13 protein-coding genes are annotated in these 16,889 nt (G+C 30.5%); all 13 read right to left on the bottom strand.

All coding sequences use genetic code 11. The features are described 5' to 3' along the window. Window positions 1-113 precede the first annotated feature (113 nt). Window positions 114-1,022 (bottom strand): dihydrodipicolinate synthase family protein, encoded by a 909-nt coding sequence (locus N5A56_RS13290; protein ID WP_265725880.1) that lies wholly within the window; start codon window positions 1,020-1,022, stop codon window positions 114-116. Window positions 1,023-1,139: 117 nt separating this feature from the next. Continuing rightward, window positions 1,140-2,663 carry a RagB/SusD family nutrient uptake outer membrane protein gene (locus N5A56_RS13285; RefSeq protein ID WP_265725879.1) on the bottom strand — a complete coding sequence of 508 codons (1,524 nt, stop codon included), beginning with the start codon at window positions 2,661-2,663 and terminating at the stop codon, window positions 1,140-1,142. 11 nt (window positions 2,664-2,674) lie between these two features. Further along, the gene (locus tag N5A56_RS13280) at window positions 2,675-5,950 is read right to left on the bottom strand and encodes a SusC/RagA family TonB-linked outer membrane protein (RefSeq protein WP_265725878.1); all 3,276 of its coding nucleotides are present in this window, start codon (window positions 5,948-5,950) and stop codon (window positions 2,675-2,677) included. 382 nt (window positions 5,951-6,332) lie between these two features. Then, window positions 6,333-6,761 (bottom strand): GNAT family N-acetyltransferase, encoded by a 429-nt coding sequence (locus N5A56_RS13275; RefSeq protein ID WP_265725877.1) that lies wholly within the window; start codon window positions 6,759-6,761, stop codon window positions 6,333-6,335. 54 nt (window positions 6,762-6,815) lie between these two features. Continuing rightward, on the bottom strand, window positions 6,816-8,723 hold the full coding sequence (gene acs, locus N5A56_RS13270; protein ID WP_265725876.1) for an acetate--CoA ligase: 1,908 nt from the start codon (window positions 8,721-8,723) through the stop codon (window positions 6,816-6,818). Next, a complete protein-coding gene (locus N5A56_RS13265) occupies window positions 8,704-9,027 on the bottom strand; it encodes a hypothetical protein (RefSeq protein WP_265725875.1) in 324 nt (107 codons plus the stop codon). Before N5A56_RS13265 ends, acs begins: the two co-directional genes overlap by 20 nt. Window positions 9,028-9,051: 24 nt before the next feature. Beyond that, window positions 9,052-9,213 carry a hypothetical protein gene (locus N5A56_RS13260; RefSeq protein ID WP_265725874.1) on the bottom strand — a complete coding sequence of 54 codons (162 nt, stop codon included), beginning with the start codon at window positions 9,211-9,213 and terminating at the stop codon, window positions 9,052-9,054. A gap of 41 nt (window positions 9,214-9,254) precedes the next feature. Further along, window positions 9,255-11,183 carry a glucosamine-6-phosphate deaminase gene (nagB, locus tag N5A56_RS13255; RefSeq protein ID WP_274270475.1) on the bottom strand — a complete coding sequence of 643 codons (1,929 nt, stop codon included), beginning with the start codon at window positions 11,181-11,183 and terminating at the stop codon, window positions 9,255-9,257. Between the two features lie 25 nt (window positions 11,184-11,208). Further along, window positions 11,209-12,513 carry a sugar MFS transporter gene (locus N5A56_RS13250; RefSeq protein WP_265725873.1) on the bottom strand — a complete coding sequence of 435 codons (1,305 nt, stop codon included), beginning with the start codon at window positions 12,511-12,513 and terminating at the stop codon, window positions 11,209-11,211. Between the two features lie 26 nt (window positions 12,514-12,539). Continuing rightward, a complete protein-coding gene (locus N5A56_RS13245) occupies window positions 12,540-13,607 on the bottom strand; it encodes a phosphotransferase (RefSeq protein ID WP_265725872.1) in 1,068 nt (355 codons plus the stop codon). Between the two features lies 1 nt (window position 13,608). Next, entirely contained in the window at window positions 13,609-14,514 is a 906-nt protein-coding gene (locus tag N5A56_RS13240) for a sugar phosphate nucleotidyltransferase (RefSeq protein WP_265725871.1), read from the bottom strand. Window positions 14,515-14,516: 2 nt separating this feature from the next. Continuing rightward, complete coding sequence (gene kbl, locus N5A56_RS13235; RefSeq protein WP_265725870.1) at window positions 14,517-15,710, bottom strand: glycine C-acetyltransferase; 1,194 nt, start codon at window positions 15,708-15,710, stop codon at window positions 14,517-14,519. A 6-nt stretch (window positions 15,711-15,716) separates the two neighbouring features. After that, a complete protein-coding gene (locus tag N5A56_RS13230) occupies window positions 15,717-16,670 on the bottom strand; it encodes an NAD-dependent epimerase/dehydratase family protein (protein ID WP_265725869.1) in 954 nt (317 codons plus the stop codon). Window positions 16,671-16,889: the final 219 nt, after the last annotated feature.

Raw genomic sequence — 16,889 nt, 5'->3', positions numbered from 1 at the left:
GTAAATTTTTATGCGAATTTTATATATGCAAATCATATTATTTTTTTAATCAAAAAAAGCCAAGTTAAATATTGGTTTTAAACTTGGCTTATTTTAATATTGTATAAATGCATTTATTTACTAAAAAAATTTGTTGTTAACCCAATAGCATCAAGCTCTTTTTGAATGTCTGCGTAATCTGAATCTGTAAGAGTAGTATGTGGAAATCTACTTGGTCCACAATCTACACCTAGGGTTCTCATAAACCCTTTTCCTACACCATTAAAACCACCTTTGCTATCTAAAATTTCTACAAATCTTATCGCTTTTGTTTGTAGGTCTGTAGCTTTTTCCATTTCTCCTTTTTCGAAAAGTTCTTTTATTTTATAATATAATGGTGCTAAATGATTGTATGTGCTACCAACCCAACCTGTTGCACCCATAGGTAAACTATTTATAAATATTTCATCATAACCAAAAAGGATGTTGAACTTACCATCTGATACTTTTTTGCTATGTTGATAATCTATTAAATTATTATTGGTAAATTTTATACCTACTAAATTAGGAATTTCATTTTCTGCAATTTTAAGAAATTCTTGCATATTAAAATTAGCACCAGATAAAGCAGGAATATGATAATAATAAAAAGGCAAATTAGGTGCACAAGCTGCAACTTCTTTACAATATTGTATTAATTTTTCTATTTTATTTAATCTAAAATAATAAGGTGCTAAAACAGAAATTGCATCTACTTTATCTGCAGCATAACTTGCTAATTCTTTTGCCTCTCTTAAATTAGTATGCCCTACATGATCTATTAAATATAAATCTTCTTTTTTATTTTGAGACCAAGCCAATGTTATTTGCTTACGTTCTTCAGTAGATAATGATGTAAAATCTCCTGTAGATCCGTTCATAAAAACACCTGAAATTTTATTACGTATTAAAAACTGACTATATTCTTTAATTTTTGCAGTGTTTAATGTTCCATTATTAAGCATAGGAGCATAAGCAGCTGCAACTAAGTTTTTTATTTTCATAATAGCTAATTTACTAATTTTATTGATTTTATAGCAAAAAAAAGAGAGTTAGGTTTTAAAAAACATAACCCTCTTTTTAACTAATTCAAATTAACAAATAATTACAATATATTTTAATTAGTTTGTATATCCTGTTGTTTGTACTAATGATGGATTTCTTCCAATCATATCATTTGTGATAGGAAATAATAATAAATGACTATCATTTGATGATATAAAACTAACATTGTTGTAAACAAAACTAGCACCTGCTCTTCTTAAATCCCACCATCTTTTTCCTTCACCAATAAATTCTTTATAACGCTCATCTAAAATAGCATTTGCATTATTAGTTTGTGATGCATTTGTATAACCATGTGTTAAAGCAACATAATTTGCACCATAAGCTCTTTGACGAATTTGGTTAATTTCTCCTGAAGGATCTTCATTCAATAAGTTTTTAGCTTCAGCTAACATTAAAACAACATCAGCATATCTATAAAGTGGTACATCATTTTCAAAAATACGTTGAGTACCATCTACCCTTCCTAAAAACTTTTTAAATATAGAACCAAAATATTTTGGCTCATTATAAGATGTATAACCTGCACCACCATTATCATCTGTATATAATCTAATGAATGTTGCGTCTTTACGTGCATCATCATTATCATCTAATAATAAGATTGTTTTTTCTGATTGACCATATCTGTTTGCTCCAGAAATAACAAAATCTAATCCTCCTACAGGCCCCATTAAATCACCATTATCATTATAATTTGGGTGAATTTCTGTAGTTCTACCTGTAAAGCTATTAAAAATGTTAGAGGCTTGATCTTGCGTATAACTTATTGCAAAAATAAATTCATTATTTCCCTCTTTATTAACACCCCATAAATCTGAAATATTAGGAGCTAAACTAACACCAAGTGCTGCTATTTGTTGTAATGCTGATTTTGCTTCAGTAAAATCAGCGCTTCCACCACCCATAATATTACCAGACCAAATAAAGACATCACCTTTAAGCGCTAATGTTGCTGCTTTAGACCAATAAACTCTACTTCCATTCCAGAAACTACCATCAGAACCAAAAGAACTTAATGAAGCTGCAATATCAGATTTTATTTGTGCCATAACTTCCGCTGAAGATGATCTTGCTTGACTTAATGCACCTAAATCATCTGTTGGAAATGGCTCTGTAATTAAAGGTACATCTCCCCATGTTTTTAGTAATGTGTAATAATATAAAGCTCTTAATCCATAAGCTTGCGCTATCATATGGTTTTTATCACTTTCATTTGTAAAAGTAATGTTTGGTACATTTATCAAAAAGTCATTTATTCTATGAATTCTTGAGTAAAAGCCTGCCCAACCACCAAAAGGTGCATTTGCTACTGAAATATTAGATTCTATTAGACTTGTGTAAGAAGCAGACTCATACGTTCTACCACCCCAAATATCACTTCTAATTTCACCTAATAACCAAAAGTCTCTAGCTTCACTTCTTAAATTTGCATATATTCCTGTATGTGCTGTTGCTGCTCCTACTTCTGTATCCCAAAAGCCAGCAGCTGTCAATTCACTAGGAGATACTAGATCAAGCTCATCTGAACAAGAACTAAAAATAACCATAGCTACTATTATATATATATATTTCTTCATCTCTATAAAAATTAAAATGTTATATTAAGGCCAAGTGTGAATGTTCTAGGCATTGGAAATGATCCATACTGTACACCACCAACTTCTGGAGTATCACCACTCATACTTTTAAAATAATGTAGATTAGATCCTGTTGCATAGATATTTAATCTTTGAACGGCTCCTTTAAAATATTCTGTTGGCACATTATAACTAAAAGTTACTTCACGTAATGCTAAATAATCACCTTTTTCCCAAAAACGACTGTTACCAGAGTTTTGCAAACTACTAGAAGATCTATAATCACTACCTTCATTACCTCTCCAAACATTTTTTGCATCATTTACAAAAACCATTCTTGGCCAAGATGTATCTGTATTTGTTGGTGTCCAAGAGTCTAATACTTCAATAGGTTGATTTAAGTTACCTTGCGTTTGCCCATATCCTTTTGCTCTAATATGATTCCAAACTAAATGACCTACAGCAAAATCTGTTTTAATAAAAAGGCTAAAGTCTTTATAATTCAAGCTTGTTGTTAAACCACCAACTAAATCTGGTGTTGTACGCCCAATAACTTTTCTATCTAAACTGTTAATGATACCATCACCATTTTGATCTACCCATTTTACATCTCCAGCCCAACGTTTGTTACGACTAGCACCAGGCATTAACATATCTGTAATTCCATTATCTGCATCAGCTTCTGCTTGCGTTGCATAAATACCTCCTTGTTCATAAGCTACAACAAGATCATTACCTAATCTTTGACCTTCTTGAAAACCACCTACCCATTCTTCTTGTCCTGTACTAGGATTCCAAATAAGCACACCATTTTGTCTGTTTAAGTCATTGTCATTTTCAGGAAGATCTACTGCATAATTTCTATTTCTAGTAAAAGTTGCACCAACATTCCATGTTAGTTCATCATTTCTAATAACATCACCATTTATTTGTAATTCAAATCCTTTATTTCTAATGGTTCCGTTATTTGTTAAAATACTACTAAACCCAGTATAATAAGGTAATGTTAAATTTGCTAATTTATCTTTTATGTCTCTAGAGTATATGTCCGTTATAAAAGTAAGTCTATTATCAAAAAATGATACATCTAAACCAAAGTTAAGCGTTGTTGCTTTTTCCCATAATAAGTCTAAAGTTGCTAAACCTGAATTGGCATATCCTGTTTGACCATTATAAACACCTTGGCTACCATAAGAACCATACACACCATAATTACTTAAAACCTCTTGATTACCACTAACACCATAACTTAATCTTGGTTTTAATTTAGTAACGTATTTACTTAAGAAAGATGATTTATCAAAAAACGCTTCATTATGAGCATTCCAACCTAGAGAAACACCAGGGAAAAATCCGTATTTGTTATTCCCTAATCTAGAAGATCCATCGCTTCTAAAATTAAACTGAAATAAATATCTATTATCAAAATCATAAACTAGTCTACCTAAAGTTGACGCAAGTACATATTCAGTTTCAAAACTATTAGGTATACCATTAGCTTCAGAACCTGCATTTAATGTTTCAATTAAATCTGTTGGCGAGTTTCTAGTGCCAGCAGAAGATTGAAAAAAGTTGTTTTTAAAATATTCTGCACCAATTAAAGCGTTAATGCGATGATCACCAAACTTTTTTGTGTAATTTAAAGTACCAGTTATCTGATTTCTTAAAGTTCTTTGTAATCTAACTGAAGCATTACGAGTTGTGTTTAAAGCACCTGTAATACTGCTACCTCTTCTGTAAGCTTTGTCAAAATTTTCGTTATGATTATTCACTGTAAAATGACTTCCTCTAACTGATAATGTTAAATCTTCTAAAATATCCCAGTTTATACCAACAGAAGCAGATAAACGTTGTTCTAAATTTTTTCTAACAAACTTATCTTGATAGTATAATGGATTACCAAAACTTTGGTTTTGCCCAGAAGCGTATAAGTTTGACCAAGTACCATCTGCATTATTGTTAAAATCTCTAGAAGTAGGTGCTTGCCCTTGAAATCTTCTAAAAACTGTATCATCTTCACCCAAAGGACTTCTACTTAAATTAGAATGTGAATATAAAATATTAGAATTTACTTTTAAGTTTTCCTTTATTTTATATGACCCAGAAAATTTACCTGAATACCTTTTAAATCCAGAGCCTAAAATTAAACCATCATTATCAAGTAAACCTAAACCTAAATAGTAAGTACCTTTTTCATTACCACCATCAAAAGAAATATAGTGATCCTTAGTTTCGCTATCTTGATAAATACGATCTCCTACGTTTTTATTATCATAAAATAAAATATCTCTACTAGGGTCTAAAATATCTGGTATAGAACTCCAACCTGGCTGACTTAATAAATATTGATTTGAAGCTGTTAACAATTGTGTTGTAAAAGGAGAATCTATTGTATTACCACCTATTGCAAAAGAATTTGCTCCATTTATAAATTGACGGATAAAATTAGGGTTACCACGAGTTTCTTCAGAGTACTTGTGCCCTTGTCTATTATAGTTTATAAAATCTGCTGCAGAAAGATACTTTTGATCATCTCTTTCATTATTTATACTATATTTATACTTATAGTTAATAGAAGATTTACCTACTTTTCCTGTTTTTGTCGTTACTAAAATAACCCCATTAGCAGATCTTGCTCCATAAATAGCAGTTGCTGCTGCATCTTTTAACACTTCTATAGATTCAATATCATCTGAATTTAAAGCGTAAAAAGAACCAGGTATACCATCAATTAAAATTAAAGGGGATCCTGTACCATTAAAACTAGTTCCACCACGTAAAACAATAGATGGTGTTGCTCCTGGCTGACCTGTATTGTTTGTTATTCTTAAACCAGCTATTGTACCTTGTAATGCAGTTGCTGCATTAGATCTTGAAGAAGTTTCTAAAACCTTAGTATCTAATTTAGAGATAGATGTTGTTAAGGTTGCTCTGGTTTGTTTACCATAACCAGTAATAACAATCTCATCTAATACAGAACTAGATTCTTCTAATGATACATTAATTACTGTTTCATCTGCAACAGTAACTTCTTTTGAAGTATACCCAAGAAAACTAAACACTAGAACATCTCCTGTATTTGCTTTAATAGAATACTTACCATCAAAATCTGTTGATGTACCAGCTTTTGTAGCTTTTACATAAACAGATGCTCCAGGAAAAGGTGAGTTATCGCTTGCGGACACCACAGTTCCTGTAATTGTTTTTTGCTGACCAAAAGTTAATGCTGGTAAGGCAAAAAACAGAATAAATATCATATAGATGATATTGGAATCTTTTTTTCTCATACTAATAAGGTTGAATTAATAAATCATTAAAGTATTATGTTATACATAATGCAATATTATAACATTTAATTAACATAACAAATTATATTTAAAAATTATATAAATAATGTAAGGATTAGATTAATTAAATCAGTTAGTATCTAGAATGATTAGTGACGCATGTCAACTAATGTTTATCTGGATGAGGAGAAGAAAAAACGTTTTAGATTAAAAAAAGCAAGTTAGAAATTGAATTTTCTAGCTTGTTTTTTTGTTTCTTTTTTATAAGTAAAGTTAATGTGTTGAATAGTTAATAAGTATTTACAATCCTTTTCGCCAAGTTAGCTTACAAATATTTTTTGTATAACTCTTGATTTTCTTTCTTTTCAATTTTTTGCATATTTCAATGCAGGTGAGTCCTATATACATTTGTTTCTCTTTTTAAAAAACCAAGCTTTTGATACAATTTATTAGCAGCTTCTCTTTCTGGACTTGAGGTTAAATTTATAGTTGTGTGATTAACTTCTTTTGCATATTTCATAGCAAATAAAATTAATTCTTTTCCAACACCTTTTCCTCTAACAGTTTTATCAACCACCACATCTTCAATCCAAGCTTTTTTACCTGTTGGAATTTTATTAAATACTAACGATAATGTCCCAATAATCTCATTATTTTCTTCTGCTACAAAAAGATTAGTGCATTCAGAATTTATAATATCTTCAAGATCTTTTTCTGATGGTACGTTACAATCTTCTGAAAGCTGAGGTATTAATCGTTTAAAAGCTTCAATTACATTTGGTTTTAGGGTTTCTAATTTGTAAATTTTCATTTGTTGATTTTATTTAAATTAATCAAACCACTAAATCAACGGATCAATACAGAATTACAATCGACTATCGATAATATTTTGCACAACTTCTGGGTTTAACAAAGTACTTGTATCTCCTAAATTATCCATTTCATTGGATGCTATTTTACGCAAAATTCGTCTCATAATTTTTCCTGAACGTGTTTTTGGTAATCCTTCTGAAAATTGAATTTTATCTAATTTCGCAATTGGTCCTATATGTTCTGTAATTATTTGATTGATTTCTTTTCTTAGGTTATCTTGATTTCTATTTTCTCCAGAATCTTTTAAAATAACATATCCATATAAAGCACTTCCTTTAATATCATGAGGAAAACCAACAATAGCAGATTCTGCAACTGCTGGATGTTCATTAATTGCATCTTCTATTGGTGCTGTTCCTAAATTATGACCAGAAACGATAATTACATCATCTACTCTACCTGTAATTCTGTAATAACCAACTTCGTCTCTTAATGCTCCATCTCCTGTAAAATACATATTTTCATATGCTGAGAAATAGGTTTCTTTATAACGTTCGTGATTTCCCCAAATAGTTCTTGCCATACTTGGCCAAGGAAATTTTATACACAATCTACCATCTACTTGATTTCCTTTTATTTCCTCACCATTTTCATCCATTAAAGCTGGTTGAATTCCTATAAATGGTAAAGTTGCATATGTAGGTTTTGTTGGTGTTACATAAGGAATTGGGGTAATCATAATTCCACCAGTTTCTGTTTGCCACCAAGTATCAATTATTGGGCTTTTCTTTTTCCCAACATTATCATTATACCAATGCCAAGCTTCTTCGTTTATGGGTTCTCCTACAGAACCTAGTACTTTTAAAGACGATAAATCGTATTTATCTACCAATTCTGTTCCGTGTTTTGCCAAAGCTCTAATCGCTGTTGGTGCTGTATAAAATTGATTAATTTTATGCTTTTCTACAATTTCCCAAAAACGCCCAAAATCTGGATAACTTGGCACGCCTTCAAACATTACAGTTGTTGCACCATTGGCTAATGGCCCATAGACAATATAAGAATGCCCAGTAATCCAACCTATATCTGCTGTACACCAATACACATCATTTTCTTTATATTGAAATGCGTTTTTAAATGTGTAAGCTGTATACACCATATATCCTGCAGTGGTATGCACCATCCCTTTAGGTTTTCCTGTAGAGCCAGAAGTATATAAAATAAATAATAGGTCTTCTGCATCCATAGTTTCTGCAATACATTCTTTAGATGCTTTATCTAATAAAGGTTGCAACAATTTATCTCTTCCTTGTTTCATATTGATGTCAGAATTGATTCTTTTTGCCACTAAAACCGTTTCTACTCCTGCACAATTTTCTAAAGCTTCATCTACAATCCCTTTTAAATCAATTGTTTTAGCACCTCTGTAAGAACCATCAGAAGTAATGACTATTTTACAATCTGAATCATTAATTCTGGTTGCTAATGCTGTTGATGAAAAACCTGCAAAAACCACAGAATGAATGGCACCAATTCTAGCACAAGCTAAAGTTGCAATTGCCAATTCTGGAATCATAGGCACATAAATACAAACTCTATCACCTTTGCCAACATTATTGGCTTTAAGTACATTAGCAAACTGATTTACTCTTTCTGATAATTGTTTATAAGTAATGTGTTCTGCTGCTTCATTTGGGTCATTTGGCTCAAATAAAATGGCAGTTTTATTAGGTGTTCTGTATAAGTGTTTATCTATACAGTTTTCTGTTATGTTTAATTTTGCACCTTCAAACCATTTTATTTCAGGTTTGTTAAAATCCCACTCTAAAACTTTGTTCCAAGATTTTCTCCATAAAAAATGCTCCTCAGCAATTTCTCCCCAAAACTTTTCAGGTTCACGAACTGATTTTCTATAAACTTGATAATATTCTTCTAAATGTTTAATATGATAATTGCTCATAAGAATATTCTTTTTTTATGTGTTTAAACCTTTGAATAGCCTGTAATAATTCTTCTTTTATTTTTGTAAAAGTGAATTTTGATTTAGAATTTATTAAAACTTCATAACTGTTTTTACCATCTTTAATAAAACGAATTGTAAACCATCCATTAGGAAAATAGACCTTCATTCCTTGATTCTCTTCTTGCAGATACAAAATAAACTCGTTACTTAACCAATTAATAAGGTTGTCAAAATCATTAAGATTGTTCAAACAATCTACATAAGAGAATTGAAAATTAGAATTATCAAGTTCTGAATTCATTTTATAAAATAATTTAAAATGTTACTATTTATTTTTTAGTTCTTCATAAGCTAATTTTCCAGCTTCGTGCATTGGTAAAAAGTTTTCTTTACTTATAGTACTCATTTTATCCTGCCATTCAGTAAAAAAACCTCTATCACTAGCTTTAAAAACCAACTCTTCTAATAAATTTCCTTGAATTTGCATTTTTTTATTCCTAATATTAATTTTATTTAATCAATATAAATTTAAAACTCCCATCTTACAAAAGCTTCCATAGCTGCATAATGAGCTAATCCTAATTGATCGTATAAATCTGCAGTTTCTTTATTTCTGTCTTCTGCTCTTTGCCAAAACTCTCTACTATCAGATCCTTGAAAAACAACACCATCTTTTTGAGATTGATGTTTAAAGATTCCTTTTCTTTTTTCTAGAACTTGGTCTGGTCCCATAGGTACAACCATTTCAATTTGATCTATTCCCCATTCTTGCCAAGCACCTCTGTACAACCATAACCAACAATCGTTCATAAACTTTTTAGGTTTAAGCTCTTTAACAGCTGTAAATACAGCATCTAAACAAACTTTATGAGTACCATGTGGATCTGCTAAATCTCCTGCTGCATAAATTTGATGAGGTTTAATTTTCTCAATTAAATCTGTAGTAATTTTTATATCTTCAGCACCAATAGGATTTTTCTTTTTTCTTCCTGTTTCATAAAAAGGAAGTTCCATAAAATGGATTTGCTCATCAGGCACACCCACAAAATGACAAGTAGCTCTTGCTTCTCCTTTTCTAATTAATCCTTTTATATATCTAACTTCTGGAGTATCAATTTCACTAGATTTTTTATTTTTTAAAAAGGTAGCTGCATTTTTATAAATATCAGCAGCCTCATTATTATCAATACCAAATTTCTCATTATAATCAACTACAAAACTTGCAAAACGCAATGCCTCATCATCTGCTACTGCAATGTTTCCAGAGGTTTGATAACCAACATGAACTTCATGACCTTGTTCATGTAATCTTTTAAAAGTACCACCCATACTAATAATATCATCGTCTGGATGTGGACTAAAAATTAAAACACGCTTTTTAGCAGGTTCTGCTCTTTCTGGTCTTTTACTGTCATCAGCATTTGGTTTTCCACCTGGCCAACCCGTAATTGTATTTTGTAATTTGTTGAATATTTTTATGTTGATGTCATAAGCGGGTCCAGAATCTGCTAACAAATCGCTCATTCCGTTTTCTATATAATCCGCATCTGTTAGCATTAAAATAGGTTTCTTTAAATGCAAAGCCAAACTTAAAACTGCTTTTCTAACTAATTGATCTGTCCAAACTATTTTTTCAACCAACCAAGGTGTATTGATTCTTGTTAATTTAGACCCAGCAGCTTGGTCTAAAATAAAGGTTGCATTTCTATGCTCTTGCAAGTAAGAAGCTGGTACCTGACTAGTAACCTCATCTTCTACAGAAGCTTTTATAATATTAGATTTACTTTCTCCCCAAGCCATAAGTATTACTCTTTTGGCTTCCATTATTTTCTTAACACCTAATGTAATGGCAGTTCTTGGTGTATTTTCTAATCCTGAGAAATCTCCACTTGCAGCAACTCTTGTAATATGGTCTAAAGCTACCAACCTTGTCTTTGAGTTTTGCAGTGATCCAGATTCGTTAAAACCAATGTGTCCATTTCCGCCAATTCCCAAGATCTGTAAATCAATACCTCCTAAAGCCTCAATTTTTGCTTCATATTGGTCACAATAATCTCTTATTTCTTCTTTTGATAAAGTTCCATCTGGCACATAACAATTTTCTGGTAAAATATCTACATGATTAAACAATTGTTCTTGCATAAAACGTACATAACTATTTACAGAATCTGGTTCCATAGGATAGTATTCATCTAAGTTAAAAGATACTACGTTTTTAAAACTTAAACCTTCTTCTTTGTGTAAACGTACTAATTCTGCATACAATCCTTTTGGAGAAGAACCTGTTGCTAAACCTAAAATACAAGGTTGTTTTTGAGATTGTTTTACTTGAATGAGATTAGCTATTTCTGCTGCGATTTTTTTAGAGGCAGTTGCAGAATTTTCATAAACAACAGTTCCAATATTTTCAAATCTTTTTTCGAAACCAGTTGCTTTGTCAATTTTACTTTTTAACATGATATGTTGTTATTTTTTTGAAAAATTATTTAGTCCAATTTTTTATTTTGTGTCCCCAAATAGCAAAAAAGAGTATGATTGCATAACAAGGAATTAAAATCCAATAACTACTTGTTGAAGCTGTAGACATTGCTTGTGCTTCTTGCATACCACTAGTAATTAATTCGTGTTTGTTTGCATCTACAATTCTACCATATAAAGGAGGGATGATTGCACCACCAGAAATTGCCATAATTAAAAGTGCTGAGGCTGTTTTTGTAAATTTTCCTAAACTCTCTAAAGTTAGAGGCCAAATTGCAGGCCAGACTAAAGCATTTGCAATTCCTAAAGCAGCTACAAATAAAACTGATGTAAATCCTGTAGTATTTAAAATACAAAAGCTAAAAACAATTCCTAAGATTGCACTTGCTATTAACGCTGTTTTTTGTTTTACATATTTTGGAATTAAAAACACTCCTAAAGCATAAGTTGCAACCATTGCCATAAGTGTGTATGTTGTAAAGAATTTTGCTTCTTCACCTGTAAAACCAAGTGAAATTCCGTAAGCAATAATAGTATCTCCTGCAATTACTTCTGCACCTACATAAACGAATAAAGCTAATACACCTAACCATAAATTTGGGAATTGAAAAATACTTGTTTTAGCTGTTTTTCCTTCTTCTAATGTTTCAGTTTCATCTGCTTCTACATGTGGTAAAGGCGCTTTTCTAATTAAAATTCCTAATAGAAATAAAACAGCAGCCATAACTACATAAGGCATAAAAACGCTGTCAGCCATTGTATCTAACAAAACATTTTTTTCTTCTAAAGAAGCTCCTGCTAATTTCTCTTTGGTTTGATCTATCCCTGATAATAACAAAGCTCCAAAAATTAAAGATCCTAAAGCACCAGCAGTTTTGTTTGCAACTCCCATAATAGCAATACGTTTTGCGCCACTTTCTATAGGTCCTAAAATGGTTATATAAGGATTTGCAGCTGTTTGCAAAATGGTCATTCCTACACCTTGAATAAAAATTCCTGTTAAGAAAACCCAGTAAGTTCTAGCTTCTGCTGCTGGAATAAAAACTAAGGCACCAATTGCCATAATTATCAACCCTAAAGACATCCCTTTTCTATATCCTATTTTATTTAAAATATAGGATGCAGGCAAAGCCATTACAACAAAAGAAATGTAAGAAGCAGATGCTACTAAATAAGATTGTGCATCTGTTAATTCATTAATGGTTTTCATAAACGGAATTAATGCTCCATTTATCCAAGTAACAAAGCCAAAGATGAAAAACAAGCCAGCAATAATTAAAATGGCTACTGTGTTATTTTTTTGTTGCATATTTTTGGTTTTAAGTTGTTATTAGATTAATTATTTACTGTTTTTTCAGTAAAACTTTCTATCAATTTAAATTGATTTTTGGCTCTATCTAAATTATGTTCTGAGTAATTTGTTTTATAATAAGTATCGTTATTTAGATAGTCAGTTAAAAAACGAAGTGCCATTATAAAAATCATTGTTTTTGCTGCTAATGGTAGATATTTTAAACTTACAGGCGATAAAGAATCTTTGGTTTGTTCTAAAAAACCTTTTTCATAGGCTATGTAATATTCTAAATTAAATTCTACTTTTGAAAGGTCTTTTTCATCTTCAGCTGCAGTATTACAGATGGTTCTAATGGCATCACCAAAATCATAATGAATAATTCCTGGCATTACTGTATCTGTATCAATCATACAAATACCTTTGTTATTTTTATCAAACAAAGAGTTTGATATTTTTGTGTCATTATGAGTAACTCTAGTAGGAATTTCTCCTGACGCTTTTAACTTTTGAAGAATGTACATTTCTTCTTTTAAATCTGCAACAATTTTTGTGTATTTACTTGCTTTGTTTAAACGAGCTTTTGTGGCACTTTGTATAGATACTGCATATTGTTTAAAACGAAAAGACATATCGTGAAAATTAGGAATTACATCTATTAATAGACTGCTGTCTAAATCTGATGTAAAGTTTAAGAACTCACCTAAAAGTTTACCCCCTTCATAAGCGATTTCTTCGTCTTTTACAATTTCGTGAGTAACACTATCATCAATAAATACCATTACATTCCAAAAATTTCCATTTTCTTTATGATAATAAAATTCGGTGTTTTTTGATTTTACAAAACTCAACACTTTTTTACTTAATGCATCTTTTGAAAGAGTAGGGTATTTGCTTTTTAAATGCTTACTTGTAAGTACTTTATTATTTACTAAACCAGGAACATCTTTAAAAATGTTATGGTTTATTCTTTGCAAAATGTAGTTTTTATCACCATCCGTTTTTACCAAAAAAGTATCATTTATATGCCCAGAGTTTAACTCTGAATGACTTACATAATTTGATTTATGATCAAATTGATTGAAAATATTTTTTAACGTGTTTGCTTCCATATTAATTCCATAAATTTTTTGGATAAACTCCGTTTTCTTTTAATTTACCAATCTCTTTTTGTGTCTTCTCTTTATCATCACTATAAGTAACACCAAACCATTTAGAATCTGATTCTAAAACTTTTACAGAAGCTTTTTTAGTTTCTAACATCTGATTTACAATTAAAGGTAAATAGAACTCTGCCTTTAAGTTCTCTCTGTTTTTTTCTAAAAAGTCTAAAAATAACTCCTCTCCAAATTCAAAACATTTAGGTGTAAACCCCCAAAAATTCATAGAAACAGTGGTGTTTTCACCTATAGGAATCATTTTTCCATTTTCATCTTCACTTTCTAAACCTCCATTTACTTTTTCAATTCTAAGTCTTTCTGTAACATCTGTTAAAAATCCGTTTTTATCTACAGTACATTCTCCTCTCGAAACATAGCCATTGTCTGAAACTGTGTTTTTTAAAGAATAAGCTACCATACTAAACTCATAACTATCTTTTGCTACATTTTTTAAATGTTTTGCAATCACTTCAAAAGCTTGTCTGCTGTAAAAATCGTCTGCATTTATAATAGCAAAATTTTCTTTTATTACATCTTTAGTCATTAATAATGCGTGTCCTGTACCCCAAGGTTTTACTCTTTCTGGGTTTCTATATTTTTCAGGAACATTGTTTAATTCTTGAAAAACATATTCTACTTCAACTTTACCTGCTAATTTTTTATTAAAAATAGCTTTAAATTCAGACTCGAAACTTTTTCTAATGATAAAAACTACTTTGCCAAAAGCAGCTTGAATAGCATCATATAAAGAAAAATCGATAATAGTATCTCCTTCTGGGGTAAACGTATCCATTTGTTTAAGACCACCATATCTGCTGCCCATTCCTGCTGCTAATATTACTAACGTGGGTTTGCTCATAACTATATAACTTTTAATTCTTTACCAATTTTAGTAAATGCTTTAATTGCTTTATCTAAATGCTCTTTTGTGTGTGCTGCAGAAAGTTGTACTCTAATTCTTGCTTTTTGTTTTGGCACTACTGGAAAAAAGAAGCCAATTACATAAATACCTTCTTCTAATAGTTTATTTGCCATTGTTTGCGATAGTTTAGCATCGTATAACATAACAGGAACAATTGCTGCATCTGCACCAACTAAATCGAACCCAGCTTTTTCCATCTCTGTTCTAAAATAATTGGTATTCCATTCTAATTGATCACGAAGAGTAGTATCATTAGAAATGATATCGAAAACCTTTAATGCGCCACCAACTAAAGATGGTGCTAGAGAATTAGAAAATAAGTAGGGTCTAGAACGTTGACGTAAAATTTCTATAATTTCTTTTTTCCCTGTTGTATAACCACCCATTGCTCCACCCAAAGCTTTCCCTAAAGTTCCTGTAACAATGTCTACTCTGTCCATTACATTTTTCAACTCTACTGTTCCTCTACCAGTTTTACCGATAAAACCTGTTGCGTGACATTCGTCTACCATAACCATAGCATCGTATTTATCTGCTAAATCGCAAATTTCATCTAGTTTGGCAACAATACCATCCATAGAAAAAACACCATCTGTAACTATTATTTTAAAACGATGATTTTGTTTTTTGGCTTCAATCAATTGTTCTTCTAAAGAAACCATATCATTATTATTGTAACGATAACGTGCTGCTTTACATAAACGAACACCATCAATGATAGAAGCGTGATTTAAACTATCAGATATAATTGCATCTTCTTTAGTTAAAAGTGGCTCAAAAACGCCTCCATTTGCATCAAAAGCGGCTGCATATAAAATAGTGTCTTCTGTGGTATAAAAATTAGCAATTTTTTCTTCTAATTGCTTATGTATATCTTGAGTACCACATATAAAACGTACTGAAGACATTCCAAATCCGTGAGAATCCATCGTGTCTTTTGCAGCTTGTATAACTTCTTTATTGTTTGATAATCCTAAATAATTATTTGCACAAAAGTTGATAACTTCTTTTCCTGTTGAAATTTTAATCACTGCATCTTGAGAGGAAGTAATGATTCTTTCAGATTTATACAAACCTGCATCTTTAATTTCTTGTAATTCGTTTTGTAAAGTATCTTTAATTTTTCCGTACATAAAAAATTATATTTTGATTTCTAAATGGTAATATTCTTTTAATTTTTCAATCATTACGTTGGTCATTTCATCTAAATCGTATCTTGGTTTCCAACCCCAGTGTCTTTTTGCTGCTGAATCATCTATACTATCTGGCCAAGAATTTGCAATATCTTGTCTAAAATCTGGTTGATAATTTATTTTAAAATCTGGGTAGATTTTTTTTATAGATTCATATACTTGTTCTGGAGTAAAACTCATTCCTGCTAAATTATATGAAGTTCTAATTTTTATATTTTCACTTGGAGCTTCCATTAATTGAATGGTGGCGCTTATAACATCATCCATAAAAATCATAGGTAACATTGTAGAGGCCTCTAAAAAACAATCAAAATTTTCTTCCTTTACTGCTTTATGATAAATTTCTACTGCATAGTCTGTTGTGCCACCTCCTGGTAGAGATTGATAACCAATTACACCTGGATATCTAATAGAACGAATATCCATTCCATATTTTTTATGATAATAATTTACCCAATTCTCACCTGCAGTTTTACTCATTCCATAAACTGTTAATGGTGTTAAGTTAGGTGCTTGTGGAGTATTTATTTTTTCAATTTCATCACCAAAAACAGCGATTGAACTTGGGTGAAATATTTTTTTAATATTGTGTAATCTTGAAACTTCTAGAACATTAAATAAAGTTTTCATATTTATATCCCAAGTTCTTAGTGGGTTTATTTCTCCTTTAGCAGATAGAATTGCAGCTAAATGATAAATTTGAGTAATTTTATATTGCAAAACTACTTTTTCAAGTGCGTCAATATTTGTAACGTCTAAGATTTCTGAAATTCCTTTGAAAGTTGGTTTTATAATTAAGTCTGAAGCAATAACATTATTTATACCATATTTTTTTTGTAATTCTTTTGTTAAAACAGTGCCTAATTGACCACTAGAACCTGTGACTAAAATTTTAACCATATTCTAAATTATCTTTTGTAGAAGTTTAATTTAAACCTTAATTTCTTTACAAATTACAATAATATTCTAATAAGAAATAGACTCTATATTCATCAAAAAGGTGTGTTAATTTGTCAATTAAAACAATTTAAGACTACTGGTTTAAAATATACAGTTTATGGTTTCAGTAATATTTTATTTTGCATTATGTAATACATAATACAAAATTAATAATTTAAA

The sequence above is a fragment of the Polaribacter ponticola genome (assembly GCF_026191475.2).
Classification (GTDB): domain Bacteria; phylum Bacteroidota; class Bacteroidia; order Flavobacteriales; family Flavobacteriaceae; genus Polaribacter; species Polaribacter ponticola.
Note: the sequence above shows the minus strand (reverse complement) of the source record. Positions and strands in the feature narration are given on the sequence as shown.

Excerpts from the sequence above, each read along its gene's own strand:
- N5A56_RS13290 (WP_265725880.1), bottom strand. The coding sequence starts at position 1,022 with ATGAAAATAAAAAACTTAGTTGCAGCTGCTTATGCTCCTATGCTTAAT.
- N5A56_RS13285 (WP_265725879.1), bottom strand. The coding sequence starts at position 2,663 with ATGAAGAAATATATATATATAATAGTAGCTATGGTTATTTTTAGTTCT.
- N5A56_RS13280 (WP_265725878.1), bottom strand. The coding sequence starts at position 5,950 with ATGAGAAAAAAAGATTCCAATATCATCTATATGATATTTATTCTGTTT.
- N5A56_RS13275 (WP_265725877.1), bottom strand. The coding sequence starts at position 6,761 with ATGAAAATTTACAAATTAGAAACCCTAAAACCAAATGTAATTGAAGCT.
- acs (WP_265725876.1), bottom strand. The coding sequence starts at position 8,723 with ATGAGCAATTATCATATTAAACATTTAGAAGAATATTATCAAGTTTAT.
- N5A56_RS13265 (WP_265725875.1), bottom strand. The coding sequence starts at position 9,027 with ATGAATTCAGAACTTGATAATTCTAATTTTCAATTCTCTTATGTAGAT.
- N5A56_RS13260 (WP_265725874.1), bottom strand. The coding sequence starts at position 9,213 with ATGCAAATTCAAGGAAATTTATTAGAAGAGTTGGTTTTTAAAGCTAGT.
- nagB (WP_274270475.1), bottom strand. The coding sequence starts at position 11,183 with ATGTTAAAAAGTAAAATTGACAAAGCAACTGGTTTCGAAAAAAGATTT.
- N5A56_RS13250 (WP_265725873.1), bottom strand. The coding sequence starts at position 12,513 with ATGCAACAAAAAAATAACACAGTAGCCATTTTAATTATTGCTGGCTTG.
- N5A56_RS13245 (WP_265725872.1), bottom strand. The coding sequence starts at position 13,607 with ATGGAAGCAAACACGTTAAAAAATATTTTCAATCAATTTGATCATAAA.
- N5A56_RS13240 (WP_265725871.1), bottom strand. The coding sequence starts at position 14,514 with ATGAGCAAACCCACGTTAGTAATATTAGCAGCAGGAATGGGCAGCAGA.
- kbl (WP_265725870.1), bottom strand. The coding sequence starts at position 15,710 with ATGTACGGAAAAATTAAAGATACTTTACAAAACGAATTACAAGAAATT.
- N5A56_RS13230 (WP_265725869.1), bottom strand. The coding sequence starts at position 16,670 with ATGGTTAAAATTTTAGTCACAGGTTCTAGTGGTCAATTAGGCACTGTT.